This window comes from Kitasatospora sp. NPDC015121 (assembly GCF_055562955.1).
This window is the reverse complement of sequence record NZ_JBVHEH010000044.1, coordinates 1-24,009: the sequence shown is the minus strand read 5'-3', so window position 1 is coordinate 24,009 and position 24,009 is coordinate 1. Positions and strand designations below refer to the sequence as shown.

Annotated in this window: 22 protein-coding genes; 11 read left to right on the top strand and 11 right to left on the bottom strand. The window is 65.6% G+C overall.

Going from position 1 to position 24,009, the window contains the following annotated elements; genetic code table 11:
* Positions 1-221: 221 nt before the first annotated feature.
* Positions 222-434 carry a hypothetical protein gene (locus ACZ3J7_RS37360; protein ID WP_143173140.1) on the top strand — a complete coding sequence of 71 codons (213 nt, stop codon included), beginning with the start codon at positions 222-224 and terminating at the stop codon, positions 432-434.
* Positions 435-476: 42 nt separating this feature from the next.
* Here the strand turns inward: ACZ3J7_RS37360 and ACZ3J7_RS37355 are convergent, their stop codons facing one another.
* Complete coding sequence (locus ACZ3J7_RS37355) at positions 477-2,534, bottom strand: DEAD/DEAH box helicase (RefSeq protein WP_178377376.1); 2,058 nt, start codon at positions 2,532-2,534, stop codon at positions 477-479.
* Between the two features lie 465 nt (positions 2,535-2,999).
* On the opposite strand from ACZ3J7_RS37355, the gene ACZ3J7_RS37350 reads away from it, so the two are divergent.
* Positions 3,000-3,683: a recombinase family protein gene (locus ACZ3J7_RS37350; RefSeq protein WP_081377648.1), complete on the top strand. Its 684-nt coding sequence runs from the start codon at positions 3,000-3,002 to the stop codon at positions 3,681-3,683.
* Positions 3,684-3,841: 158 nt separating this feature from the next.
* On the opposite strand, the gene ACZ3J7_RS37345 is transcribed toward ACZ3J7_RS37350, so the two are convergent.
* Genes ACZ3J7_RS37345 through ACZ3J7_RS37335 form a run of 3 tightly spaced genes read right to left on the bottom strand, consistent with a single transcriptional unit; the run spans position 3,842 to position 5,745 of the window.
* Positions 3,842-4,693, bottom strand: a complete 852-nt coding sequence (locus ACZ3J7_RS37345) for a ThiF family adenylyltransferase (protein ID WP_073513681.1) — start codon at positions 4,691-4,693, stop codon at positions 3,842-3,844.
* Positions 4,686-5,534: a lysophospholipid acyltransferase family protein gene (locus ACZ3J7_RS37340; RefSeq protein WP_350834927.1), complete on the bottom strand. Its 849-nt coding sequence runs from the start codon at positions 5,532-5,534 to the stop codon at positions 4,686-4,688. The genes ACZ3J7_RS37345 and ACZ3J7_RS37340 overlap by 8 nt, the downstream gene beginning before the upstream one ends.
* A 4-nt stretch (positions 5,535-5,538) precedes the next feature.
* Positions 5,539-5,745, bottom strand: coding sequence for a hypothetical protein (locus ACZ3J7_RS37335; protein ID WP_073513679.1), 207 nt, complete (start codon positions 5,743-5,745; stop codon positions 5,539-5,541).
* A gap of 316 nt (positions 5,746-6,061) precedes the next feature.
* Between ACZ3J7_RS37335 and ACZ3J7_RS37330 the strand changes: the two genes are divergently transcribed.
* The 5 genes from ACZ3J7_RS37330 (at position 6,062) to ACZ3J7_RS37310 (ending at position 12,658) form a co-directional block, all read left to right on the top strand.
* Positions 6,062-6,445 carry a hypothetical protein gene (locus ACZ3J7_RS37330; RefSeq protein WP_073513678.1) on the top strand — a complete coding sequence of 128 codons (384 nt, stop codon included), beginning with the start codon at positions 6,062-6,064 and terminating at the stop codon, positions 6,443-6,445.
* 308 nt (positions 6,446-6,753) lie between these two features.
* The gene (locus ACZ3J7_RS37325; RefSeq protein ID WP_125053153.1) at positions 6,754-7,416 is read left to right on the top strand and encodes an RNA polymerase sigma factor; all 663 of its coding nucleotides are present in this window, start codon (positions 6,754-6,756) and stop codon (positions 7,414-7,416) included.
* A gap of 19 nt (positions 7,417-7,435) precedes the next feature.
* Entirely contained in the window at positions 7,436-8,080 is a 645-nt protein-coding gene (locus ACZ3J7_RS37320; RefSeq protein WP_073513676.1) for a hypothetical protein, read from the top strand.
* Complete coding sequence (locus ACZ3J7_RS37315) at positions 8,077-11,202, top strand: CHAT domain-containing protein (RefSeq protein WP_125053151.1); 3,126 nt, start codon at positions 8,077-8,079, stop codon at positions 11,200-11,202. Before ACZ3J7_RS37320 ends, ACZ3J7_RS37315 begins: the two co-directional genes overlap by 4 nt.
* Before the next feature lie 520 nt (positions 11,203-11,722).
* Positions 11,723-12,658, top strand: coding sequence for a tyrosine-type recombinase/integrase (locus tag ACZ3J7_RS37310; protein ID WP_238587940.1), 936 nt, complete (start codon positions 11,723-11,725; stop codon positions 12,656-12,658).
* A gap of 157 nt (positions 12,659-12,815) precedes the next feature.
* Here the strand turns inward: ACZ3J7_RS37310 and ACZ3J7_RS37305 are convergent, their stop codons facing one another.
* Genes ACZ3J7_RS37305 through ACZ3J7_RS37280 form a run of 6 tightly spaced genes read right to left on the bottom strand, consistent with a single transcriptional unit; the run spans position 12,816 to position 17,052 of the window.
* Positions 12,816-14,195 (bottom strand): dihydrolipoyl dehydrogenase family protein, encoded by a 1,380-nt coding sequence (locus ACZ3J7_RS37305; RefSeq protein ID WP_050655197.1) that lies wholly within the window; start codon positions 14,193-14,195, stop codon positions 12,816-12,818.
* Entirely contained in the window at positions 14,192-15,094 is a 903-nt protein-coding gene (locus ACZ3J7_RS37300) for a cytochrome c biogenesis protein CcdA (RefSeq protein WP_050655198.1), read from the bottom strand. The genes ACZ3J7_RS37305 and ACZ3J7_RS37300 overlap by 4 nt, the downstream gene beginning before the upstream one ends.
* Entirely contained in the window at positions 15,094-15,624 is a 531-nt protein-coding gene (locus ACZ3J7_RS37295; RefSeq protein WP_050655199.1) for a TlpA family protein disulfide reductase, read from the bottom strand. Before ACZ3J7_RS37295 ends, ACZ3J7_RS37300 begins: the two co-directional genes overlap by 1 nt.
* 39 nt (positions 15,625-15,663) lie before the next feature.
* A complete protein-coding gene (locus ACZ3J7_RS37290) occupies positions 15,664-16,422 on the bottom strand; it encodes a hypothetical protein (RefSeq protein ID WP_134999797.1) in 759 nt (252 codons plus the stop codon).
* On the bottom strand, positions 16,403-16,723 hold the full coding sequence (locus ACZ3J7_RS37285) for a hypothetical protein (protein WP_350834922.1): 321 nt from the start codon (positions 16,721-16,723) through the stop codon (positions 16,403-16,405). The genes ACZ3J7_RS37290 and ACZ3J7_RS37285 overlap by 20 nt, the downstream gene beginning before the upstream one ends.
* Positions 16,720-17,052 (bottom strand): ArsR/SmtB family transcription factor, encoded by a 333-nt coding sequence (locus tag ACZ3J7_RS37280; RefSeq protein ID WP_350834920.1) that lies wholly within the window; start codon positions 17,050-17,052, stop codon positions 16,720-16,722. The genes ACZ3J7_RS37285 and ACZ3J7_RS37280 overlap by 4 nt, the downstream gene beginning before the upstream one ends.
* 179 nt (positions 17,053-17,231) lie before the next feature.
* Between ACZ3J7_RS37280 and merA the strand changes: the two genes are divergently transcribed.
* From merA to merB, 3 genes are all read left to right on the top strand, one after another.
* A complete protein-coding gene (merA, locus tag ACZ3J7_RS37275; RefSeq protein WP_050655202.1) occupies positions 17,232-18,668 on the top strand; it encodes a mercury(II) reductase in 1,437 nt (478 codons plus the stop codon).
* 37 nt (positions 18,669-18,705) lie between these two features.
* On the top strand, positions 18,706-19,137 hold the full coding sequence (locus tag ACZ3J7_RS37270; protein ID WP_238587942.1) for a MerR family transcriptional regulator: 432 nt from the start codon (positions 18,706-18,708) through the stop codon (positions 19,135-19,137).
* 142 nt (positions 19,138-19,279) lie between these two features.
* Positions 19,280-19,921, top strand: a complete 642-nt coding sequence (gene merB, locus ACZ3J7_RS37265) for an organomercurial lyase MerB (protein ID WP_050655203.1) — start codon at positions 19,280-19,282, stop codon at positions 19,919-19,921.
* A 73-nt stretch (positions 19,922-19,994) separates the two neighbouring features.
* Here the strand turns inward: merB and ACZ3J7_RS37260 are convergent, their stop codons facing one another.
* A complete protein-coding gene (locus tag ACZ3J7_RS37260; protein ID WP_050655204.1) occupies positions 19,995-23,024 on the bottom strand; it encodes a Tn3 family transposase in 3,030 nt (1,009 codons plus the stop codon).
* A gap of 222 nt (positions 23,025-23,246) precedes the next feature.
* Between ACZ3J7_RS37260 and ACZ3J7_RS37255 the strand changes: the two genes are divergently transcribed.
* Positions 23,247-23,618, top strand: a complete 372-nt coding sequence (locus ACZ3J7_RS37255; RefSeq protein ID WP_351642795.1) for a hypothetical protein — start codon at positions 23,247-23,249, stop codon at positions 23,616-23,618.
* Positions 23,619-24,009 lie beyond the last annotated feature (391 nt).

Here is a 24,009-nt window from a genome sequence, read left to right as displayed (position 1 = left end):
TATCGGCGCCTGTGCTTTGACCTTCCGCTGCACGAGCGGATCAGACTCGGTGCGGCACTCGTGCAAACAGATACCCAGATTTAGGACACCAGAACGGCCGGTATTGCGCTGCGCGGTGACGGTGGCACGTCTGAGGGTGATCCTGGTGGGCGGCCAGGTAGGTATCGACGGCCCAGCGCGGAGTGTCAATACGTTAACGCGACTTACTCCAGCGCGCTGAGTTGTTTTCGGAGAAGTTCCAGATCTATTCGGGCGCGGTCGAGAATCTCAGTGGCCGCGCCCGGGCAGTACCTGATCTCCTTGCCGTCCTCAACAATGACGAGGTGGGTATCACCGGCAAGTATGTAATGCGCCTGCTTGCCAGTCCGGTGCGCTGCGCATTTACGTTGATGGTTTGTTCGGGGCGTTTCAACTCGGATGTGTCGCAGGACTGATTTGACGGGCATTTCAACTCCTATCTGCTTATTCGCTGCGGCTCAGTTACGTTGATCGAGTTGGATTCTCAGTGAATCCCGAACTGAATCAGCGATTTCGTCCAGGCGATCGAAGATGCTGGTCATCTGTTCGTGTGACCATTCACCGCGTGTCCCGTTGGGCATACCAATTTCCTGATTGATAGCAGCAGCGACACGACGAATCGCGATGACGGAATTGTGCTGTCGCGGACCCGGACTCACGACCATGAGCTGGTGACCGCGAGGTGGCAGCTTCAGATCTGCCAGTACACGGTTGGCAACTGATTTTGTGCGCTCGTTGACACGGGTCTTGGCTGACTGGCGGGCACGCTGCGGCGAGACCGGGATCGATTGCGGAACTTGCACTTCTGCAGCTGCCTGTTGCGCGAGTAGGCGTTCACGGAGCTGGTCTCGGCTGACCAGGTCACCCAACTTCAGCCCGGGCGCAATGTCCTTGTCGAGCATCTCGTCCAGCACTCGGTCATCGGAGGGGTCGAGATAGGTCTGTTCAACGAAGCGAGTCAGAATCTCGCTGTCGACCAGCATTCCACCATCGAACCGGCGGGCGCGTGGACCGCTGTTTTCGCCCTCCGCATCGTTGTCAGTCTGTCCGTCAACCCAAGAGTGAACGAGTGCTTGATCATCAAGGTCAAGCTCTCGAAACTCAGACCAACGAGCGTCGTTGTTCAGCCCGACGTGCGAAACTATGTGGCCTTGATTGTCAGGATGCTCGGGAGCGGACTCCTGGACTACGCGCATGACTCGGCCGACGAACTGAATGTACGGGGCAAGACTGCGGAAGGGTCTGAAAATGGCTGCGACGCTAAGTCGTGGATGATCGAAGCCTTCGCCCAGCATTTGAACCTGCACGATGCAGTCAAGTTGGCCTCGCCGCAGCCGTTCGATGACGGCGTCTTGGCTGTCGGGGTCCATCCCCGAGTGAATCTCAGCGGCCCGGTAGTTGCACTCGTTGTAAATGCTGGCAACTTGTCGGGCGTGGTCGACTGAGCATGCCGCGGCGATGATTTGATGCTGGATACCTGTTTGTGCCCGCATGCGCTCGCATTGCTGGATGCTGGTCTCGACGATGTGACGGTTACATTCGGGGCTAAGCGCAACGCCACGGCGGAACCACGCCTCTTCTCGCAGCTCAAGGACTTCTTCGAGAGTATGGCGGCGGTTATCGTCGGAGTAGTTAAAGTAGATTTCCGACGGCGCGACGTTGCGGGAGTGGATCTGCTTGATGTAGCCGTTGACCATCGCTCGAGTGAACGGGTAACGGTAAACGATCTCGCCGTGGAGTTGCTGCTGATCAGAGCGGAACGGTGTCGCCGTCAGACTGACGACCTTCGCATTGGGAAACCGACGGAATACTTTCTGCCAACTCTCTGCGGCGGCGTGGTGACCTTCGTCGACGAGAATCATGTCAAAGAAATCTTCGGGGAACTGGGGAAGCCAACGGTCGGCTTGACTCGCCAACTGCTGGATGTTACAGACAACGAAGTCGCTTTCGATCGCGTCGTGGAGGTTGGCATTCGGTCCGTCGAGCACGGCCATCCAGGGGCCAGCCGTGAAGTCAGACAGCACCCGAAACTTGGTCCAGAAGCATTGTGGACTGGTGACATCGACGGCGTCGGCGACGCCTTTTCGAATCGTAAGGTTTGGCGTGATTACCAAGACTCGCCCTTGGGCTATGCCGAAAGGCAGTGTGGCCATGATGCCGGTCTTTCCGCAGCCGACCGGAATCTGCACGATCGCAGGACTCCTGTCGGCCGAGAAATGTTCCCGGACCGCTCGGTGTGCTTCGCGCTGCGGTTCCCGCAGGGATGCGTTAGCTTCGACATCAGCGTTCGCTGTCGCGAAGACGCTGCTGTCAGCCCCGCTCGCTGCGGCTTCCTCGGCGCGTCGGTACTGCAGCCGAAAGGGTTCAAGGTCAGCTTGGCGGTAATAGCGGTAATTGCTTCCAGGTCGCCTTACCGCGCTCAGCGTTCCATCACGATCCCAGCGCCGAAGGGTCTGCGCGGAAACTCCCACGTAGGAAGCAGCTTCGGCAACTTTCAGAAAATTTTCATCAGACATAAGCAAAACCATACAACATTGCACAAGTCTAACAACATTGTTCATAACCTATTAGTGCTCACAACATTCAGAATAATGAGTCGAATCCAACCCAAAATGCTTCTAGGCGGAGCGGGTTTGCACCAGTCACAAGCTCGCGCAGTGGCAGAGAAACTATGGGGCGGAGCCTTGCCAGAAATGCAGACATTGGCGCGGATATCGCGATGACCGCATCTCTAGTTTGGCCGCGACGTCCGACGCAGAGTCCTGCGGCTGACATAGAAAACTTCCCGATCCTTCCTGATCTCGCCGACATGAGGAATCGCCGCAAACCTATCTGCGCACAGTCTCATTTCCTTGGTTCTGGGACGGACACGCGGCCGGCGGCCCAGATCGGATCACCCCAGCTCATGATGTCCTAGAAGTTAATTCCAAAACATCGTGTCGGAAAATCGAGACGGGAACAACTTTCGGTACTCTCCGGGCATGGAGTTGGGGTATGCGCGGGTGTCGACGACCAAACAGGAACTCGACCGGCAGATCGACGCCCTCAGTAAAGCGGGGATCGACCCGGCGAATATCTACGTGGACAAGAAGTCCGGCGCCACCACCGACCGCCCCGGGCTGACCGCACTACTTGAGTACGCCCGCGACGGCGACGTCATCGTCACGCACACACTCGACCGGCTAGGCCGGAACGTGCGCGACACTCTCAACCTGATCCACGACCTGCGAGAGCGTGGGGTCGGAATCCGTAACCTGGCCGACCCGATCCGGATCGACTCGAGCAACCCGGATGATCCGATGGCCCAACTCGCCGTCGTGCTGCTCGCGCTGTTCGCGCAGATGGAACGCACTTACACCCTCGAACGCGCCGCCCACGCCAGGTCGGTGGCGACAGCGAAGGGTCGGCGCACCGGCCGCCCGTCGGTGGTCAGCGAGTCCCAGCTCGCCCACGCCCTCCAACTGCGCGACGCTGGCGCCACCACCGCCGAGATTACCTCCAAAACCGGGCTAACCCGATCCACCCTCTACCGCCACCTGCCACCGCGGCCGGACGAGCAGGTCACCGCCACCGCACCACTCCAACGGTTGAGACCACGGACCGAAAATCCCACTCCTGCAACGGAAGTAGCCGCACTGACCCTCGCGCCGCCGACGATCGGCTGAGGCGCCGACGGACGACGGACGACGACCTGCCCGTCACGATCCGCAGATGGATCGAGACCCAAGGGTGAAATGCGGACCTTGATCTGTTGTGTGCCAATCACTCTCGACTAGTTAAAGCCGTCCCCGGCATCGAAACAACACGACGACAACCGCCTTGTTCAGCCGACCGATCGACCAATCGAGGCGATGGCCGCAGAAAGATAGAAGCGCACCCGCGACGGGCGCAATGTCTTCGCCTTGCCTGTCCGTGCATCGAAGTGGTGGACACGCGGAGCCGATGCCGGCGGGCGTCGGCCAACCAGAAGCGATATGGCTGTCGTCGAAACCACCGCGGCAGAGAGTTCGACGGCCGGAGCCACAGCGGGCGCTTCCAAGTGCCCCTGCTCGACGTGGGCGAGCACGTCCATACCGATGTAGGCGGGAATGCTCAATACCCACCGCCAGAGGGGGACACTGACTCGTCTCGATGCCAGGTCATCAAAGGTGACGGTGGGGGCCAAGCCGAGAAGCCGCTCGAAGCGATTTCCGTCCGGAGGGATCACTGTGTGCCACACCCCGAATCCGATCTCGACGGCCAGAACGACAGATACGGAGGCGCCGCGTGCCGTTCGAGCCAGCCGAAGCCCCACATCGGGAACGGTGTAGTCGGTGCCGTCGATCACCAAGTCCGACGAGGCAACCAAGTCCTCGACATTGTCCGGGGTGATTCCTTCTCGAACCACCTCCACGATCGCGCCGGTGCCGATCCCTCGGCACAGTTCGGCGACGACTTCGGCCTTGTTTCGGCCCAATGTGGCGGTCGTGGCAGCGGCTTGCCTGTTGAGGTTGGTGACCGAGAAGGTGTCCGGGTCGGCAAGCACGAGTGTTCCGACTCCGAGTCGAGTCAGGGTCTCAGCGACCCGTCCTCCCACACCACCGACACCCGCCACCAGTACCCGTGCCCCGGCAAGTCGATTCTGCTCGGAATCCGAGATCAGGCCGCGATTCCGCGACAGCGGGGACTCAGACATCATGACGAACGCGGGTGTGGGCGGGCGGCAGAATGTCATGCGAGGCGAGCGTCCAGGTGAACGGCCGGCGGAAGTACTCACCGAACGATGTGGTTCCTCCTCGAGCATTATCGGCCTCGGTCAGGGATGCGGCGATGCTACTGACTCTGACGAGCGCGGCCACGTTGTAGGTGTTGTATACCCACCGCGGTTCCGAGACGACTTCCACCGGAAGTCCGAGGACCTCAAGCGCGGCCAGGAACGGTTCCTCGACCTCCATGTAGGCGTACTCGTAACCACGTTCTTCTGCGAGATGCATGAGGGCGCGGTAGAAGCCGAGTGTCGCGAACGTCTTGCGGAATGGCTCGAACACCGCTGTTCCAGAGATTTCACAGGAGTAGTGGGGTACCTGGAGGTCGAACTGCGTGGTGACCTGAAGGGTGTTCATCCCGCCTTCGATCATCCGGCAGCACCCCACGGGCTGGCCGGCGGCGTCGGAGGCCAACAGGTGGATTGAGTGTTCGTCGTACTCGTCGGTGAACACTCCGATGCCTGGATTTATGCTGTCGGACTCGATGAACCCGGCCTCGAGGTACAACTGGGTCCGGATTTTTTTCCACTGGTTGAAATCGTCACTACCAGGATCGGCGATCCGATAATGGAACATGGGGATCATACGGGTTTTGTCCTCTCTCGTGCCGCGTTCGACGGAAGGCGGGGTGTAGACGGTGGAAACCCCGCTGCGCGGTCGAATGACGCGGGGCCGGGCTGTCCCCGGGCTGTCCCCGGGCGACGACCGAAGGCCGTCGTCGATGTTGACGGCCGAGCTGGCGGTCGGGTTCGGGATCTGACCGGTGACCAACCAGTCAGATCCCGGCCAGCCCCGCGCGCCGCAGCTGCGCACGGGTGTTAGCTAGTGACCGGAACTCACCCGGGGTGCCGGCCACGGTGACCGGGCGGAGTGCGCGGTCCGCCGGGTAGACGTAGAGACCGTGCTTGCAAGGCCGGTACGACCACCCTGCGGTAGCGATCGCCTTGATCACGGTGTCCCATTCACGGCTGCGTTTGGTCATCGCTGTTCTCCCCGTTCGTCCTCGTCGCCCATGCAGGAAAGGACGAGTGAGGGTTCGATTGAGGTTCGCGGACCGCGCGGGGTGATCCGTCTGCGGGAACCTCGGTCAGGCGATGCCGACGGACTCCCGCTGCCGGAGGCAGCCTCTGACACAGATCGCACCAAGGCGCGCAACGGGTGTCGCTCAGCGCAGGATGCGCACGGATCGGTGTTCATGACGGCGGTGGGCTTCCCGCTGCGCGAACCGCACGGCACCGTCACTCGTCACCACTGCATGTACGGCCCGCCAACAGCAGGCCCCACCGGCAGGAGAGACCATGACCACCACCGCCACCGCACAGACCGCGGCACCCACCCTGTGGGCCACCATCGTCAAGCGGATCACCCTCGCCACCATCGCCGTCGCGGTGCTACTCGGCGCCACCCTCGCCGCCACCGGCACCGCCTCGGCGGCGACCCCCCGCTGCGGTGACGGCCGCTGCGTCATCTACCTCGACAAGCAGGAGACCCGAGACTTGGGCAACGGCCGCGCCCCGAAGCTCCCCGGTGGCCTGCCCTGGCAGATCAACGTCAGCTACACCGCGCTGGCCAAGGGCCACCAGCTGATCGCCCGCCAGTACGCCAACCGCGGCTGGTGCTCCGCGTTTCTGATGTCCGTCCGCCCCTGGGAGAACCAGGGTTACACCGGCTACAAGTGCTGACCCGGCAGTAAGACCCCCGGACGCCGGGGCCGGTCGCACTCTGTTGCGGGGTGCGACCGGCCCGGGCCGTGCACCGGTCCGCCCGTGCTGCACACCGCAGCAACCGCTCTTACGCACCATCCCCGTCGCGAACCCGAACGTGGCATCAGTCGTCAATACCTGGAGAGCCAGGGGCAGTGCCGGTGAATCGGCATGCACACGGCGAACCGAGTTCATAATTCATCCGTCACTACTGACACACCACGCAAGCGACCGACATCGAACACAGACCCCGCAGAAACAGCGTGGGCGTACGGAGGAGCGGATACATGGACGACCCCCATCAGCCAGACCCGACGTCAGGTTTCCCCCGAGTGCTTCCCCGGACGGGGAAGCATTCGCAGATCGACCGCGCCTACATCGAACTCGTCGGAGAGCCGCAGAGGGACCTCCTCGCCTTCGCGATGACGCACGCGCTCAAGCTGACCCGCGGCAACCGGGCCGACGCCGAGGACCTCGCCCAGGACGCATACGTAAAGCTCATCGGATACACCTTCACCCGACCGGTCAACGGACGGGCCTTCCTCACGCGCGTGCTGACCAATCGGCACATCGACCTGTATCGGCGGCGGCAGACACAGAAGGCTGTTCTGGGGGTCAACACCGGCTTCGAAATCGCCCTCGACGACCTCTCGTCCGACCACGTCACCCGCGACGTCGCCGAGGGAGTGGTGTTCTCCACCGAGATCCGTGTCCACATCGGAGTCGTGATCGACTCCTACCCCGACGCTGAACAGCGCCCCCACCTGTGGGCCCTGCTTGACCTCGACGACGGTGACCTCCGGCCCCTCGAGCAGGTCGCCGCCGTTACCGGATTGAGCCTGTCAAAGGTCAAGAAGCTCAGCTCGTGGCTCAAGACCCGACTGCAGGCCGCCTTGGCTGAGCTGGCCCCGAATCGACCGTCGACCGCACCCGACGCCCCCACCCTCTAAAAAGTAGGAAGAGACAACGATGACGAACTTCGACAACGACCCCGGACGTCTGGCTGCCGAGGCCGAGGCGTTGCTGGCGCTGATCGACGCCGAGCTGCACGCCGACGACCCCGACCACACTCTGATGCCTTCCGACGAGGAACTGCTGGCGATGACCGAGCGAGCTTTCACCCGGGCCAGCGCGATCGTCGAGGCACAGGAGGCCATCGGGGACGCCCGGATCGACGACGACACCCTCGCCGATGTCCTGGCGACCTGGACCGCCGAACTTGGACTGGTGTCCTCGACCCGCGCGGCCGCGACCGCCGACGAGGGCCGGCTATGGAAGGTGCGGGTGACCGACCCCGACCTGGTCACCGCGATCCTCGGCGTCGACGCGGTCGGCCCACTGTCGCTGACTGTATCCGATACCCCGGTGGCGGACGGGACCGCGGTGAGCGTGACGTTGCCGCTGCGCAGCACCCCTGACCCAGGTATCACGCTCCTCGCGGTGATCGACTACGGCGACGGTGCCCGCATCCGGATTCCGCTGTACCAGGTCGATCGTGGTGAGGCCGCCGCGCAGATGGGTCTGGCCGAGCTGTCCGGCAAGGCGATCCTGCCTGCGAGCATCGAAGCCACCCACCCGGTGCTCACCCTCTCGGTGCTGGCCGGCCCCGCGTGAGCATCGACGCCGCGCCTGGCGCCACCTGGGGGGAGGTACTCGACCAGGCCCGCACGGGCACCGATCCCGACCGCGCCGAATCCCTGCTGACCGCGATCATCGCCGCGGCCCTGGCACTGTCCCCGGAGTCGATCCACGAACGTCGCGTCGGCGGGTTCCCGCCCGGCGTCCCGAGTAAGAGCATCGTCCGCTCCGCCGCACAACTGCTGCTCGACCTCACCTCCGTGTCCCACACGGCGCGATCGCACGTGCGACGGGCGCTGGCGTGGACGCAACTCCTGCGATTCCCGCAGCAGAAGGTGGTCACCGCTGTCGCGCCCGGAGGTGAAATCATCCAGGCTGTCGAAAACTGCCGGCATGCACTCACCGAACTCGGCGACCACGGCGACCCTGTCGATCGGGCCATCGTGGAAATCCAACTCGCCCGATACCTCCGCAGGGTGAATCAGCCGCACGACGCCATCGCTGCCCTGACACACATTCAGCCGGGTGACCGCCAGATCGTCGGCGACGAGGTACGACCTCGAATCCTCCGCGAAGCACCGTTTCTGGGTGACTTCCTCGTCGAGAAGATCGGATTCAAACGCGCAGAGTTGCTCTGCAACGCGTACCGCGACGTCAGCCTCGTCGAGCATTCGATGCGGCAGGTCGAGATTGCCCGCGAACACGCCCGCCGATACGCCGATGCCGACCCAACCAATTTCACCTATACCTGGCTGTTGGAAGGGCATCTGCACCGCCGCAGTCGAGACGTGCACGCCGTACTGCGGATGGAGAAGAAGTCCAGGGACCTGGCGGCGCAGTACCCGCAGTCCTCGACTGCCCGGCGTCATGCCAATACCCAGGCGAGCGCGAACGCGGACCTGTTCCAGGACTTCAGCCGAGCACAGGAGTTCCGCTATCAACGGCTGCAGAACCGTCTGAAGGACGATCTCGGGATAATGTTCGAGGGGCAGCCGTCGATCGAGGAATTGATGGGTTGCGTGGCGCACTACCGTCAGCTCAACTCGAAGGCCGCGATCACCTGGCTGGGGAACATTGCCTGGGCCATCACCTCCGGCTACGTCCGATCGGGTGACACCGCCGTGGATCCACAGATCAGGGCCTACGCGGAAGGCCTCCTGGATGTGGCGGAAGCGGCGTGGGATGGTTTCGCCGGAAATGGTGTCAGCTCGCTTCTCTACGGTCGAGCACGGTTGGCCTTGATGTCGGGTGACGCCCCGACCGTCGAGTTGACCACGGACCTGCTGACCGCGAGCCGCAATGCCTACCAATGGGCAACGGCCCAGAATGCGCTCACCTCCGCAGTCCGGCATGGGGTGGCCGGCAGCGACGAGGTACGTCATCGCCTCGACGAACGGCTCGCCGAGTTCGATCTAGGAACGAGTTACGTCGCCCACGCGAAAACCCTTGGCCTGTCAGCGGAGTGGTGGTGGCGCGCCGCCGCCACAGGCATCGACATCGACTGGGTGCGGGTCGAGACCGAAGCCCTCACCGCCACGGAGATGCTACGTATCGAGGGAGTGAGCCTGGCCCCGGAATCGGAGGCGACCGCGTGGATGGCCGCTGCCCGCGCGGTGGCCGAGACCACACCGGATGAACAGACCGAACGATTGCGACGGCTTCTACGCGGGATCGGGTGCGTCACCGAACTGATGCTCACCATCGCCACCACCATCGACCGCCGCCGGATCGCGGAAAAGTTCGCCGCCTTGTTCACCGACGCGGCTGATCTGGCTGTCACCCTGGGCGATCACGAGGCGGCCGACCTGATCATGGAAGCCGTCCGGCGGGACCGGGTGGGCCTGCTTCTGGCCGAGTTGGCCCGCAACCGCGACGTCGACACCAACATCCGGGCCGCGGCACTGGCCGTGCAGGACGCCGGCTCTGCCACCGTCGACTTGAGCGGCACGAACCCCGACGAGGACACCAAAGGGAAGGAGAACGGGCGAGGGCTGCGGGGCCGATCCAACGAGATCGCCGTCGATCGGGCCGCCGCAGTCAAGGCCGCCGAATCGGTCCTCGGCCCCCTGTCGGCTCTGGCCGACTCGTCCCATCTCTACACCGCCACCGCCACCGCTGTTCTTGACCGCCGTGGCCTGACCGCCGTCCCCACCGCCGTCCTCCAGCTCCTCCCGCTGTCTCGCGGTACCGACGCAGTCGGCTCCGGCGGTGAGTGGGTGCCGTTACTGCGAAGGGTCACCATCTCCATTTCCGGAAGGCCCACGGAGCAGTTCACCGATCGAGTCGAGGTCGCCCGGCTGACCCTCGACCTGCATCCCGGCGACGACGACACGTTCGAATGGCGGGAGAACTACACCCCTCGGCTGCTGCCGCAGCCGTTGATCGAACTGCTCGCTGCCACCAATCCGGAAGCACCGATACGGCTGATGATCGTGCCCACCGGGTTCTTCCACATCCCTTTCGACGCCCTCCCAGTCACCGCCGACACCGCTGTCCTCGACCACGCCCTGGTCAGCATCCACGGCTCACTGACCAGCGCCCTGTCGCTGATGGCACTCGACGAACAGCGGACCCCGACCCCCTCGCTGGCCCTCTACGACCACACTCTCACCCACGCCCGGCCCGAGCTCGACACCTTGCTCGCCGCCCTCGACGGAGTCCGGCGGGTCGAGTCACACCAGGATCTCGACCTCGAGATGTCCGTCGACGGCGCGCAACCGTATTCTCTGCTCGCGATGGCTGTGCACGGCAGCGCCGACGAGCACGGCTGGGGGCAGGCGAAGAAGCTCCGCGACGCCGACGGAAACACCGTCTGGGTCACCGCCGCCCAAGCCCTCAGCTGGACCGTGCCCCGGTTGTGTGTACTGGCCTCCTGCAACACCCCAATCAGCGCACCCGACGGCATCGAGATCGGAGGCTTTCCCCTGGCATTGATGCTGCGCGGCGCGACCACCGTCATCGGTGGCCTCTACAACATCGACGACAAGGCCACCAGCGCGATCATGATCGCCTTCTGGAACCGTCTCGCCGCCGGCGAGACCGCCCTGGCCGCGTTGCGTCACGCCAAACTCGACTACCTGCAACAGCATCCAGATCACCGGCACACCTGGCCCGAGTACTGGGCCGGGTTGACCGTCTACGGCGCACCGAACACCTGACCGGCTGCGGAACCGGGCGGTGTGCCGCCTGCGAACCGCGCACCGGCGCCGGCAGGTCTCGCGTTGGCCACCACCGGCACCGCCCACGCGAATCCGCCCCGGTCTGCGTCACGGGGTAGGGGTGGTGCGGCCCGACCCGCTACGGATCGCGATTATCGACGATAGCGATACCCGCCATGCCGGTGCCTCCGGGAACCAGTTCTACTGCATAAGTAGATAATTCGAAGAAATAGCTCTCCACTTCGCGACATGACAGCTTGAGCCGAGCCCGCGATCCACGTCTCGAAGTGCTTGGGCAGCGACACCGAGGGGTGGACCCCCACAGCCGAACCGCACCGCTCCCTCAGCCCGATTTAGGGGGTCGAGGAGCATATCCGCCCGATCCGGCGCTAAGGAGTTACCGCAGACAATGGCCTATTATCTGCGGTAACCTCGATCGCGACCAGGCGCTTCACCCCGCTCCGAACGCGGTGACTCCGTAAATTATCTGCGGTAGCGCCGATCGGGCTTCAATGACCGGGTGGAAGGACTGACAGTGGGGCAGGTGCGGGCGTTGCCGGTGCGGGGGGTGCGGTTGAAGGACGCGGTGGATCAGTACCTGTCGACCATCCCGAGCGTCAACACCCGACGCGGGTACGCCGTCGCCCTCAACCAATTGGTGCGCGACTTCGGCGCCGATTCGGATGTGGGACTGCTGGAGGCCGAGCGGGTCGGTGGCTGGTTCACCTTCAAGTGGGGCGGCAGCTCGGCACAGACGTTCAATGTCCGCCTCGCCTCCTTGCGTGGGGCGTGCGAGTACTGGCGGGCACAGGAGTGGCTCCTCGGCGATCCCGTCGTCCGGCTGGTGCCGCGCAGAGTGGCCCCGGACCATTCCCGGGCGATGACTCGTGACGAGGTCACCGGGCTGCTTGCGCAGGATGTGCCGCTGCGGGAGCGGGTGTTGTGGACCATGCTGTACGAGACCGCCGCCCGAGCCGACGAGCTGTTGCTGCTCGACATCCCGGACCTGGACACGGCGAACCGATGTGGCACGGTCACCCGCAAGGGCGGGGCAAGAGATGTGGTCGCGTGGCAGACCGGGACCGCGCGGCTGTTGCCGCGGTTGCTGGCGGGCCGGAAGAAGGGGCCGGTGTTCCTGACCGACCGGAAGGCGAAACCCGGTGTGGCCGTGGACGATATCGACCCGTCGACCCTTCGCGGGCGGTTGTCGTATCGCCGGGCGCTGGAATTGTTCGAGACACACACCGCTGACTTCACCCGCGGCCCCTTCACGCTGCATCAACTTCGCCATAGCCGTTTGACGCACGCCGCGGAGGACGGGGCGTCCACGCCGATGCTGATGCGCATGAGCGGCCACACCTCGGTGCGGTCGCTGGCTAGGTACGCGAACCCGTCGGCCGAGTCCCTGATGCGATGGCAGGCCCAGACCGACCCCGCCGCCCGCCGGCGGCGATGATCCGTGAAATGTACTGGTGTGACGGTGAACTGGCACACCGCAGGGCGGCAGACGCGTCGCCGCAGACCGGATTCCAGTTCGCCCCGGATAACAGCGTGTTATCCGGGGCAGTCGGAGTTCTGCATCACCCGATAGCCGGGCGATGCTCGTGGGGTGTCTATGCCCCGATTTCGCGGTGGACGCCGCCGGCCGCGGTGTTGACCCCTTCGGCGAGGGTGGGGTGGACGTGGATGGCTTGTGCGAGTTGGGTGTAGGTGGCACCGGTGGTCATCGCGATGACGGCTTCGTGGACGAGGTTCCCGCCGTCGGGTCCGGCGATGTGACAGCCCAGGATGGCATCGGTGGCGGCGTCGGCGACGAACTTGACCAGGCCACGGGTGTTGCCGATGGCGCGGGCTTTCACGACGCCGGTGAAGTCCTGGCGGCCGATGAGGACGTCGTAACCCGCTGCGCGGGCGGCGGGTTCGGTGAGTCCGACGGATCCGACTTCAGGGTCGGTGAACACCGCGTGCGGAACGATGCGACCGGCGGCGGTGCGGTCCTGTCCGCGGTAGGCGCTGCGGTAGACGATGTCGGCGTCGTCGCGGGCGGTGTGGGTGAACATCGGCCCGCCGCGCACGTCGCCGATGGCCCACACGTCCTCGGCGCTGGTGTGCAGGGTGTCGTCCACGGTGAGGAAGCCGTGCGAATCCGGTTGCAGGCCAAGATGTTCCAGGCCGAGGCGATCGGTGTTGGGGGTGCGGCCCGTGGCGATGAGTAGGTGGCTGCCCTTCAACTCGCCGGGTTCGGTGCCGGTACAGCCGATTCGGATGTCACCGGCAGTGCCGGTGGCGTGGGTGCAGGTGGTGCCGGTGAGCACGGTGATGCCGTCGGCGATCATGCCGTCGGTGACGGCGGCGCTGATGTCGGGGTCCTCGCCCGGCAGCAGCCGCTCGGCCCGTTGGATCAGGGTCACGGCGGCGCCGAATCGCCGGAACATCTGGGCGAATTCGCAGCCGACGTAGCCGCCGCCGACGACGAGCAGGTGGGCGGGCAGGTCGGTGAGGTCGAGCAGGGTGCGGGAGGTGTAGTAGGGCACCGTGTCCAGGCCGTCGATGTCCGGGAGGGCGGTGCGGGTGCCGGGCGCGAGGACGATGCGGTCGGCGGTGAGGTCGGTGCCGTCGATGGTGAGGCGGCGTGCTCCGGTGAAATGGCCTGGCGCGTGGTAGAAGTCGATGCCGTCGGATTTCTCGACGGCTCGGTAGGAGCCCGAGCGGATGGAGTCGACGAGCTGGTCTTTGCGGGCGACGACAGCGGCGAGGTCGACGGTGACCGGGCCTGTCACGAGGACACCGAATTCGGCGGCGCGGCGGGTCTGATGGGCGACGGTGGCGGAGGCGATCATGGTTTTGGTGGGGATGCAGCCGCGGTTGAGGCAGGTGCCACCGAGGAGTTCCTTCTCGACGAACGCGACGCGGCCGTGGCGGGCGGCGCGCAACGCGAGGGGCAGACCGGCCATGCCGCCACCGAGGACCAGGGTGTCGTAACGTTCGCTCATTGCTGCTGCCTTTCCTCGATCGGGGTCGTGGCGGGGGCGCAGCAGTCGACGGAGCCGGGTGCGGTGCCGCGGCGGCGGGTGCGGGTGTAGTGCGCGAGGACGGCGACAACGGTGGCGGCCACGGCCAGCGCGGTCACGGTGGTGACCAGGGTGGTGTGGGTTTGCAACCAGTTGCTGACGGTAGCCGACCACGTAGTGGATCCGCTGGAGTTCCCGGTGGTGTGGCCGGTCGCGGCGGGTAGCCAGTACCAGATCAGGTAGGCGCCGGTGGCCGCCAGTACGAGGGCGGTGATGCGGGTGCCGTAGCGTGCCAGGACCGCCAGCCGGCGGGTCAGTGCGGTGCCCGCGGCGGCGGTGGCGAGGGCGACCAGCAGCAGGATCGTGGCGGCCCCACCGGTGTAGGCGGCGAACACCGCGGTCAGCCCGCCCCATCCGGCGGTGGCCTGGGCTTGCGCGATCACGGCCAGCAGCACCCCGAACGTGCACGACAGGGACGCCGCCGCGTACCCGGCGCCCGCGGCCATCATGCCCGCGGTCGTCGACGCCGCGGCGTGTCGGCGGGTGCGGGCGGGCAGGCGCAGTCCGAGGCTGCGGCCGGTGAGCATGAGCAGGCCCAGCAGTACCAGCACGACTCCGACGGCCAGGCCGAGCCTTGGGGCGGCGCTGATCAATATCTTGGCTCCGGCGCTGATGGCCAGGCCGGCGGCGGCCAGGGTGCCGGCGAATCCGACGGTGAGCGCGGATCCGGCGCGCAGGGCACGTCCCATGCGGATCGGCAGGGGCGCGGTGGTGGTGTCGCCGAGTGTGTGGGTGATCCAGGCGGGTAGCAGTGCGAATCCGCACGGGTTGACCGGGGCGAGCATCCCGGCGGTGAAGGCCAGCGCGAGGAGCCCGCCCATCAGGCGGCCCCGGCCTTGCGCAGTGCGTCGGTGATCTGGTCGGTGGACGGGTCGGTGGCCCGGTAGCTCACCTTCCCGGAGGGGTCGATCACCAGCAGCGTCGACAACGCGGCCACCGAATACCGTGTGGTCAGGGTTGCGCCGGTGTCGATCACGGCGGGTATCGCCTGGGTGCCGGTGTCGGACTGGAACCCGGTGACGGTCTGCGCCGATTCGCCCGGATTCATGTCGACGAGCACGAACGACGCTGCACTGCCGAGCTTTTCGGCCGCACCCGCGAGCGCCTTCGCGCCGCCGACGCATGCCCCGCAGCCGACGGAGAAGAAGAACACCGCGGTCGGTTTCTCACCGGGCACGCTCACGGTGCTACCGGAGACGGTGGTGAACTGGGCGGGTGCGCTCGTGCCGGTGGGTGCCCCGGGGGCGGGCGGTGCGGAGTTGTCGGTGCTATTGCAGGCGGTGAGCATCAGCGCGGCGGTGAGCGCGAGCGCGGCGGCGGCGGTGCGGCGGGTACGCAGCAAAGGGGTCATCGGAGGATACGGGCCTTCCGTGGGTGGGGTGGGGGTAGTTCAGGTGCTCGGGTGGGCGTGGGCCGGGGGATGGTGCACGCCGGGCAGGGTGCGCGGTGCCAGCAGCAGGCCGCGGTCGCGGGCCAGCCCGTGCATCACCGCGGCCAGTGCCAGGCCCATGGCGATGTGGGCGAGCAGGGTGTCGGCCACGTACGGGTTCCAGGCGCTCGCGTATTTGCCGGTGCCGAACGCGCCGAGCATGGGTGCCATCGGGGGCAACAGCATCATGCCGACCCACACGACGAACACCGAGAACGCCACCGGACCCCACCAGCGGGTGCGGCCGAACACGATGGAATACACCAGCGCGAAAGAGATGCCATTGAAGAAGTGGTAGACGATTCCCAGCGTGTAGGAAGCCAGGGTCGGGGCGGCCATGTGGTCGGCGCCGGTGATCATCGCACCGAACATCGTCGGCTCATCGTCCGACAGGTATCCCAGGTGCACGCCCGCAGAGCGGACGACCTCGAGGGCGGCGGTCAGCGCGATCCCGCCGAGGACGCCGACCGCGATCCGGTTGGCCAGCCGCGGGTATTCCGCGAAATGGGCGTAGCCGCCGATGGCGAAGACCAGCAGCATGCCGGGCAGCCCGATCGCCCAGAACAACACCTGCATCGAGGCCAGGCCGCCCCTGGTGGTCGCAGCCACGATCAGCAGCGACGACAGGCCGCCTGCGGCCAGCGCGAGCAGCGTCAACACGGTCTCCCGCACGCCCATCGGGGTGTCGGTCGGCGTGGTCTCAGTATTCGAGGTGGTCATGGCGCACGCTCTCGAGGTGGTGATCGCCCGGGGCGGCGGGCCCGTCCGCACCCGGTGGTGTCGGGCAACACCGGGCGGCCTTGCCTGCGGCGCGCCGCCGCAGGGTGTAGCCGACGGCGGCGGCCACGACCAACAAGCCGGCGCCGAGCAGCCACGGGCTGGTCAAGACGCCACCGAGACCGGCGAGCACACCACCGGCGATCAGGGCGGGACCGGCACAGCACACGACCACCGCCAGCGCCCCCCCCCCCGCGACCGCGAGCGGCCCGGCGACACCGCCGGAACGCTTGGGCGCGTTCATCGTTGGCCTCCGTTCTCGCCCGTGGGGATGCGGGTGCAGCACTCGAGGGCGGCGGCGTTGTCGGCAGCCAGCGACCGGGCCAGCATTACCAGGTCCGCCACCCGTGGGTCACCGACCGAGTACCGCAGCTTCTTGCCGTCGCGGCGCGCGACCACATACCCGCAGTCGGCGAGGCACGACAGATGTATCGACACCCGTGGCTGCGAGATCCCCGCATGCTCGACGCAGTCAGCCGAGGTGCGCTCACCGGCCAGGATGAACTCCAGCAGTTTCAATCGCGTCGGATCCGACAGGGCGCGAAAGAACTTCGCCGTCGTATCCAGATGCATACACGCCGTCTCACCACCAGAGACGGTGAGGTCGGCGGTCGTAGACCGGGGCATAAGGATCGCCTCCACAAATGGGGTTGAACTATTCGTGTAAACGCATAGTATGGTGCCGGTAGATATTCGTCAATACGAATAGCAGCCGTGGATGGTTCACCGGTTGCCCGACCAGGAGGCCCCTTGTGACCCCGACAGATTCCCGCGCCGATCTGGCGATCATCGGTTCCGGATCGGCGGCGTTCGCCGCCGCCATCGCGGCGACAAACCTCGGCAAACGTGTCGTGATGGTGGAGCGCGGCACCGTCGGCGGCACCTGCGTCAACGTCGGGTGCGTGCCGTCGAAGGCGCTGCTGGCCGCCGCCGAGGCCCGCCACACCGCCGCGGCGGCCGGCCGGTTCCCCGGGCTCACTGCCGCCACCGTGCCGGTCGACTTCGCCGACCTGATTGCGGGTAAGGACGCGCTGGTAGAGCACCTGCGGACCGACAAGTACGTCGACCTGGCCACCGATTACGGGTGGGAGATCGTGTCCGGCACCGCAGTATTCGACGGGGCGCCCGCGACGCCAGCGCTGCGAGTCGAGTTGACCGGGGGCGGCACCCGGGTCATCGAGGCCGACCACTATCTGATCGCCACCGGCGCTTCGCCCTCGGTACCGCCCGTGGCCGGGCTCGCCGAGGCCGGATACCTGACTTCGACCACAGCCATGGACCTGACCACCCTGCCGGAGTCGCTGATCGTGCTGGGCGCGGGGTACGTGGGACTGGAACAAGCCCAGCTGTTCGCCCGCCTGGGCAGCACGGTGACGGTGATCGCTCGCACTCGGCTGACCTCCGGTGAGGAACCGGAAATCTCGGCCGCGCTCGAGGCCGTCTTCACCGACGAGCACATCGATGTGCACACCGCCACCACCGTCGAGAAAGTTCTGGCCGTCGACGGGCACAAGGTGATGACCGTACGCACCCCCGGCGGCAACTCCACCGAGCTGCGGGCCGAGCACGTGCTCATCGCCACCGGCCGCCGCCCCAACACCGCGGGCCTGGGCCTGGAGTCGGTCGGTGTCACAGTCGACGCCGACGGCGCGGTCGTCATCGACGATCACCAGGCCAGCAGCAATCCGCGGATCTGGGCCGCCGGGGACGTGACCGGGGACCCGCAGTTCGTGTACGTGGCCGCCGCCCAGGGCACCCTGGTCGCCGACAACGCCCTCACCGGCGCAGACCGGACCCTGGACTACACCACCGTGCCGCGCGTGACGTTCACCAGCCCCGCGATCGCCTCGGTCGGACTGACCGACGCCCAAGCAGCCCAGGCCGGGCTGGCCTGCCAGTGCCGGGTCCTGGACTTGGCGTACGTGCCGCGGGCACTGGTCAACCGCGACACCCGCGGCCTGGTCAAAATCATCGCCGAGCAGGGCACGGGCCGGATTCTGGGCGTGCACGCACTCACCGACAATGCCGGAGACCTGATCACCGCCGCCGGCTACGCCATGACCGCGGGCTTGACCGTGCACCAGCTCGCCCACACCTGGGCGCCGTATCTGACCATGGGCGAAGCATTGAAACTCACCGCCCAGACCTTCACCACCGACGTCACCAAACTCTCCTGCTGTGCAGGCTGAACGCGCACGCCCACCCCACGCGAAGCCGGGAACACCCATGGACACGACAACACGGACGATGACGATCGGGGAATTGTCCGCGCGCACCGCGGTGCCGGTGAAAGCGTTGCGCGAGTATACCGACCTCGGGCTGATCTGCACCCTGGGCCGCAGCCCGGCCGGGTACCGGCTCTACACCGACGACGCCCTGTGGTGCGTGCGGTTCATCGGCGAGCTCCGCGGGCTCGGGCTCACCATCGCCGAAATCCAGCACCTCCTCACCGCCGGCGGTGACACCAGCGGCCGGTCGGTCGGCACGCACCTGGCCGAGCTGCTGCACCGTTCCCGGCAACGACTCCACGAGCGGATCGGCCACGCCCAGCAGATCCTCGACCGCATCGACGAATTCGAAACAACACACAGCGCGCATGTGACCGCCGACGACCTGTGTTCAGTGGGCGATCTCTGCGGATGCGACCTGCGGGCTTGACCCTCACCCCGGGGACAGACCCTACCGTCGAAGCCACCCCGCCAAGTCACCCGGCGCACACCACCGAAAACGCTGTGGCCCTGGACGTTTCCCCCAGATACCGGCCTGCCCCGGGTCCGAACCAGACAAGGAGCCCACACTCATGAACAGCCCGATCCAGCAACTCGCCGACCGTCTCAACGACACTCTCGGCACCGCTCATACCCAGCCCTGGCTGTGGCCGTCGCTGCTGCGGCTGCTCGCCCACGGCGAACCCGTAACCCTCGACCAGCTCGCCACCGCCACCGGCCGCAGCGCCGAGGAGATCCGCCACGCCCTACAAGCCATGCCCGACACCGAATACGACGAGCACGGCCGGATCATCGGCAGCGGCATCACCCTGAAGCCCACCCCGCACCGCTTCGAGACCGGCGGCGCGACGCTGTACACCTGGTGTGCCCTGGACACCCTGATCTTCCCCGCCGTCCTCGGCCGCACCGCCCAGGTAACCTCCCCCTGCCACACCTCCGGCACCCCGGTACGGCTCACCGTCGAACCCGACCGGGTCGCCCACCTCGACCCGGCCACCGCCGTCGTCTCGGTCGTCACCCCCGACGCCCCGGACTCCATCCGCACCGCGTTCTGCAACCAGGTCCACTTCTTCGCCAGCGCCGACGCCGCCCGAGGGTGGCTCGACACGCACCCGGGCGCCACCGTCCTGCCGGTCGTCGACGCCTACGCCCTGGGCCGCCCACTGACCCAGCAACTGTTGACAGGCGACACCCCGCCCAGCTGCAGCTGCTGACCCGACCCGCCGGCCACCCGAAAGCCTGGACATGACAGAACGGGTCGGTCTGTCCAGTGAGTTCCGAACGTGCTCAGTCGTCCTTGTCGGGGGCATCGGGATCGCGCAGGGGCCGGTGGCGGTCGCCGAAGTCGGGCAGGTGGAAGGCATAGTGGCCGTCGATGCCGATGTGGGCGCGGATGAACGCCGACAGCCGCTGCGCGTCGGTGTCGAGCACCGGATAGCCTTGGGCGCGTAGCTGTTCCAGAGCGCGGTTGGTGTAGAACGTATTCCACAGAACCGTGCAGTTGAGCACCAGCCCGAGCGCGGAGAGCTGATCTTCCATGCCCTCGTAATAGGTGCGGGTCATCTCCCCTTTCTTCCCGTGGTAGATGCGACGCCCCAGGTCGTGGCGGCCCTCGGTCAGGTTGGCCTGGGCCTTGCCTTCGCGCCGATACGGTTCGTCGTCGGCCAGGCGCAGGATGTGCAGGGTTTTGAAGATCCGCCCGTAGTGCGCGATCCCTTGGCCCAACGGGGTGGGGTTCCCGTCACGGGAGATCATGCGGGTGACGTCGTGAGCGGAGACCTCACACTCATGGATCGACACCGCGACCCGGCACATATCCTCCCAGTGCGCGGCGATTTTTCCTGTGTCGATTCGCCCCCGTGCGGCCTGGTTGAGCGGGCCGTAGTCGGCGCCCTGGTCGAACCGCCACAACCGCTGATCGGGCAGGTTCGCCAACTGCGGCCGATACCGCTTGCCGATCAAATGCACCAAACCGAACACGATGTCGGAATAGGAACCGGTATCGGTAATGATGGCCTCGGGCCGGCGGCCACCCTGCTGAAGCTGCACGACATCGATGAAGTTCAACGAGTCGCGTGGCGTGCCGGACACCACCTTGGCCGCCAGCCCGGCGGACTGGTCGTTGAGCATGTTCAACCAGGTAATACCCCGTTTACGGCCGAAGTACTTCGGGTTCGGTCTCGCATGGATCGTGCGGACCGGAACCACGAACCGCATGCCATCGACCGAGGCGAGCAGCCCACCACCCCACAGCTGCGCCAACTCGATCTCGGCTTGGGCCTTGACCAACTCCACGTTGGCCGCGGTCAACGTCTCCAAACGAACATAATTCTGATCGACGTGGTGCAGGCGGTCACGAGTCAGCGCGTCCACACCGGGGCTGGTCACCGGCTTGAAACCCACATTCATCGCATGCGCGCACAGCACCGCGGCGACCGACAACCCCAGATCGGCGACGCGGGCACCATTTCCCGAGGCGTGGGTGAACGACTCGGCGAACCCGGGCACCCACGACATGACTTCCAGGACCAGCTCGGGCAGGTCGACCTCGGGCACCATGGCCTGGACCCGCCGGCGCAGATCCACCAGCGACGGCGGATCCGGCTCCGCCTTCAACGAGGCGACATGCAGACGGCCATCCTCATCGACCGTCGCCGGACCGTCGCTATCGAGCCGCGCGACGACCTCACGGTAGGCGGTGTCCACCGCGGCAGCATGCTCGCCGAGCAACGAACCCGGATCATCGGGCAGGTTCAACGCGTTCATCCCGGCCTCACGGGAACGTTCCCACGCGGGCCCGGCCAGCAACTGGGCTCGCGGGTCACGCCATCGCGTCGAGTGCGGGGCAAAGATGTTGCGGTGCTTGAGATGTCGATGGAACTGCTCGAGCAGGCACAGCGTGTAGGCGGCCCGGTCGACAGTTTCCGGTGGGCGGCCCTCGCGATAGACCAGCCGCTTCCACCCGCCACCGATGAGATCGTGGTCGACCTGACGAGCATCGAGCCAGCTCGCGGACAGTTTCGACTTCGCCGACATCAACTCGGCGAGGGTCTTCATCGCCGCCAGCACCGCCGCACCGTCCGCGGTGGCCCCGAACACCACGGTGCGCATCATCGGTGGCAGGAACACCCGGACCGTGGCCAGGCGCCCCGCCAACTCTTCCAGGCGCTGCTCGTTCAACTCGACGTCATCCACCGGAACCAGCTCGTCGATCACCGCGACAGCGGCACGGAGCTCGCTCTTGGTCGCGGTGTTCTCGATCAGATCCCACATCATCTCCAAGCTCAGGTCCGGTTCGACCTCGGTCATCTCCAACAGCACCTTCACCGCCGCGGCGAGCTTGCCCGCATGACGCGACACCCGCGGATACCGGCGCAACTTCTCCTCACGCGATTCCCGCTCGGCCTTCGACATCAGATCCGTGACCATCAACAGGTCGAACAACTCCAGCACGTCATCGGTCGCTCGGCCCGACAGCACTTTCACCGTGGCCACCATCACCGCCACCCGATGCTGGCGGGGCTCGAGGCGCCGCAACGCAGGAGCCTTGCTCGACAATCCATAGGTGGCCAGACCAATCACCCGGCGCTGCGGAACCATCGACACATCCAGGGACTGCCCTCCCACCGCGATAAGCTCGGCGAGGCGGTCCAATGCCGCCAGCATCCCTTTGGAACTGGTCCGGAACACGCCCCGGCGAAGCCGTTCCAGCTCGCTGACACGGCGCTTGCCCTCGGGCGCGGTCAGCAACGCCAGCAGCGCTGAAGCCGAACCGGCGGTCAGTTGATCGGTCAGCTGACCCCACAACCGCTGATCAGCGGCCTGGCGACCCTCGGTGACCAAACGTTCCAACGTGCGCAGACCCGGCAGCAACGCCTGGCGTTTACGTAGCCAGTCGACCGCGCCGGCGAACATCGCTTTCGGTCCGTCGCCGGTCACCCACGCCTGGTCGGAGACCCACGCCGCCAACTCCGACTCGACCTCGCTGTACGAGGTCAACCCGTACTCGCGCTGGATCTCCCAGGCATGTTCGAGTTTGGTCTTGTCCCGCTCGGTGTACTGCTTCACACACGAGGAATCCTCGATACCCAACTGCTCGGCGAGATATTCGACCAGCTCCGGGGGCACGTCGAGCGGATCGGCCAGGAACATCCCGAGCTGCCGGACCGTCACGACCTGAAGCGCGAACCCTAACCGGTTGTAGTCCCGCCGCCGACCCGCGACCAGCTTCCGGTCTTCGTCATCGAGGTAGAAGAACCGTTCCAGCTCAACACGGGACAACGCCCCGAACCGGCCGTAGCCGCCCTCATCGGTCACGCCGACATGAAATCACCTACAGCCCAGCACCGCTCGATGTTTCCGTGCTTAGCGCCGGATTGGGCGGATCTGCTCCCCGACCCCCGATTTAGCCGAAACCCGACAGGTCCGCGAGACACGGTTCGGAACCCGTACCGCATTAACAAACCAATCAGTTTCATCATATTATTTATCTTGTGATATGATAAACCCGCTAAAGAAACATTTAAGGAAGAGGATAAAATGGAATATTCAAATATCGATGATCTCAAGTCAGAAGTAGACCAACTTGGGCTCGTAGTGGCCTCACTACAAGACTTGAGGGAAATGCTCGACTACCGGAAGCTTGGACCGCGCGTCCTAACTGAAGTAGGTACAACTTTGGCGGGAGTTGGTCTCGGGTACTACCCCAAGCAGACCATCGACAGCAACCCGCAGCCGCGACAATGGGAAGAAGTGCGCATATACGCAAAGAGTTCGGCTGTAGGGAAGGTGATCGACGCAGTTCTCGAACCGGGAGCATCGAACGATACTTTCCTTCTCGAAGTTGCCGATGCAGACGACGCGAAGGCTGCTGAGATCCTCGATCAGATCCGCACACTCATCGACGGTTAGATAAAAGAGCTTAGGCGCCGTGATCGCGACAGTTCCTTGCCGCCGGATGGGGACTTCCGCTATCGAACCGGAGGACGGATTTCATGCTTCGAAATACCCACAGAGCTGCGGACATCGGGTCCGGCCGCGAAGTTCGGTTGCGTTCTCCACTCCCACATAAGAAGTGCGGCGACACAGCACTGCTACCCAGGAAATGATCAAAACCCCGGTGACATGCACATAGTGCAGAGGCCGATCCGGGGTCTTCGATAATAATCCTACAGCACTTCCACATCAAAGCTCTACAGAACCGCCGGAGTGAGATGCCCAACCGTTCCACAGCCCTGATCCAGAGCCTGAATACACTGCTCACTCCCGAACGCCTCGCACCGTACAAGGCCGCGGCCGGAGA

Bases quoted from the DNA above. Each gene is read 5' to 3' on its own strand.
- ACZ3J7_RS37355 (WP_178377376.1), bottom strand. From the start codon at position 2,534: ATGTCTGATGAAAATTTTCTGAAAGTTGCCGAAGCTGCTTCCTACGTG.
- ACZ3J7_RS37350 (WP_081377648.1), top strand. From the start codon at position 3,000: ATGGAGTTGGGGTATGCGCGGGTGTCGACGACCAAACAGGAACTCGAC.
- ACZ3J7_RS37345 (WP_073513681.1), bottom strand. From the start codon at position 4,693: ATGTCTGAGTCCCCGCTGTCGCGGAATCGCGGCCTGATCTCGGATTCC.
- ACZ3J7_RS37335 (WP_073513679.1), bottom strand. From the start codon at position 5,745: ATGACCAAACGCAGCCGTGAATGGGACACCGTGATCAAGGCGATCGCT.
- ACZ3J7_RS37330 (WP_073513678.1), top strand. From the start codon at position 6,062: ATGACCACCACCGCCACCGCACAGACCGCGGCACCCACCCTGTGGGCC.
- ACZ3J7_RS37325 (WP_125053153.1), top strand. From the start codon at position 6,754: ATGGACGACCCCCATCAGCCAGACCCGACGTCAGGTTTCCCCCGAGTG.
- ACZ3J7_RS37320 (WP_073513676.1), top strand. From the start codon at position 7,436: ATGACGAACTTCGACAACGACCCCGGACGTCTGGCTGCCGAGGCCGAG.
- ACZ3J7_RS37305 (WP_050655197.1), bottom strand. From the start codon at position 14,195: ATGAGCGAACGTTACGACACCCTGGTCCTCGGTGGCGGCATGGCCGGT.
- ACZ3J7_RS37300 (WP_050655198.1), bottom strand. From the start codon at position 15,094: ATGGGCGGGCTCCTCGCGCTGGCCTTCACCGCCGGGATGCTCGCCCCG.
- ACZ3J7_RS37295 (WP_050655199.1), bottom strand. From the start codon at position 15,624: ATGACCCCTTTGCTGCGTACCCGCCGCACCGCCGCCGCCGCGCTCGCG.
- ACZ3J7_RS37290 (WP_134999797.1), bottom strand. From the start codon at position 16,422: ATGACCACCTCGAATACTGAGACCACGCCGACCGACACCCCGATGGGC.
- ACZ3J7_RS37285 (WP_350834922.1), bottom strand. From the start codon at position 16,723: ATGAACGCGCCCAAGCGTTCCGGCGGTGTCGCCGGGCCGCTCGCGGTC.
- ACZ3J7_RS37280 (WP_350834920.1), bottom strand. From the start codon at position 17,052: ATGCATCTGGATACGACGGCGAAGTTCTTTCGCGCCCTGTCGGATCCG.
- ACZ3J7_RS37270 (WP_238587942.1), top strand. From the start codon at position 18,706: ATGGACACGACAACACGGACGATGACGATCGGGGAATTGTCCGCGCGC.
- merB (WP_050655203.1), top strand. From the start codon at position 19,280: ATGAACAGCCCGATCCAGCAACTCGCCGACCGTCTCAACGACACTCTC.
- ACZ3J7_RS37255 (WP_351642795.1), top strand. From the start codon at position 23,247: ATGGAATATTCAAATATCGATGATCTCAAGTCAGAAGTAGACCAACTT.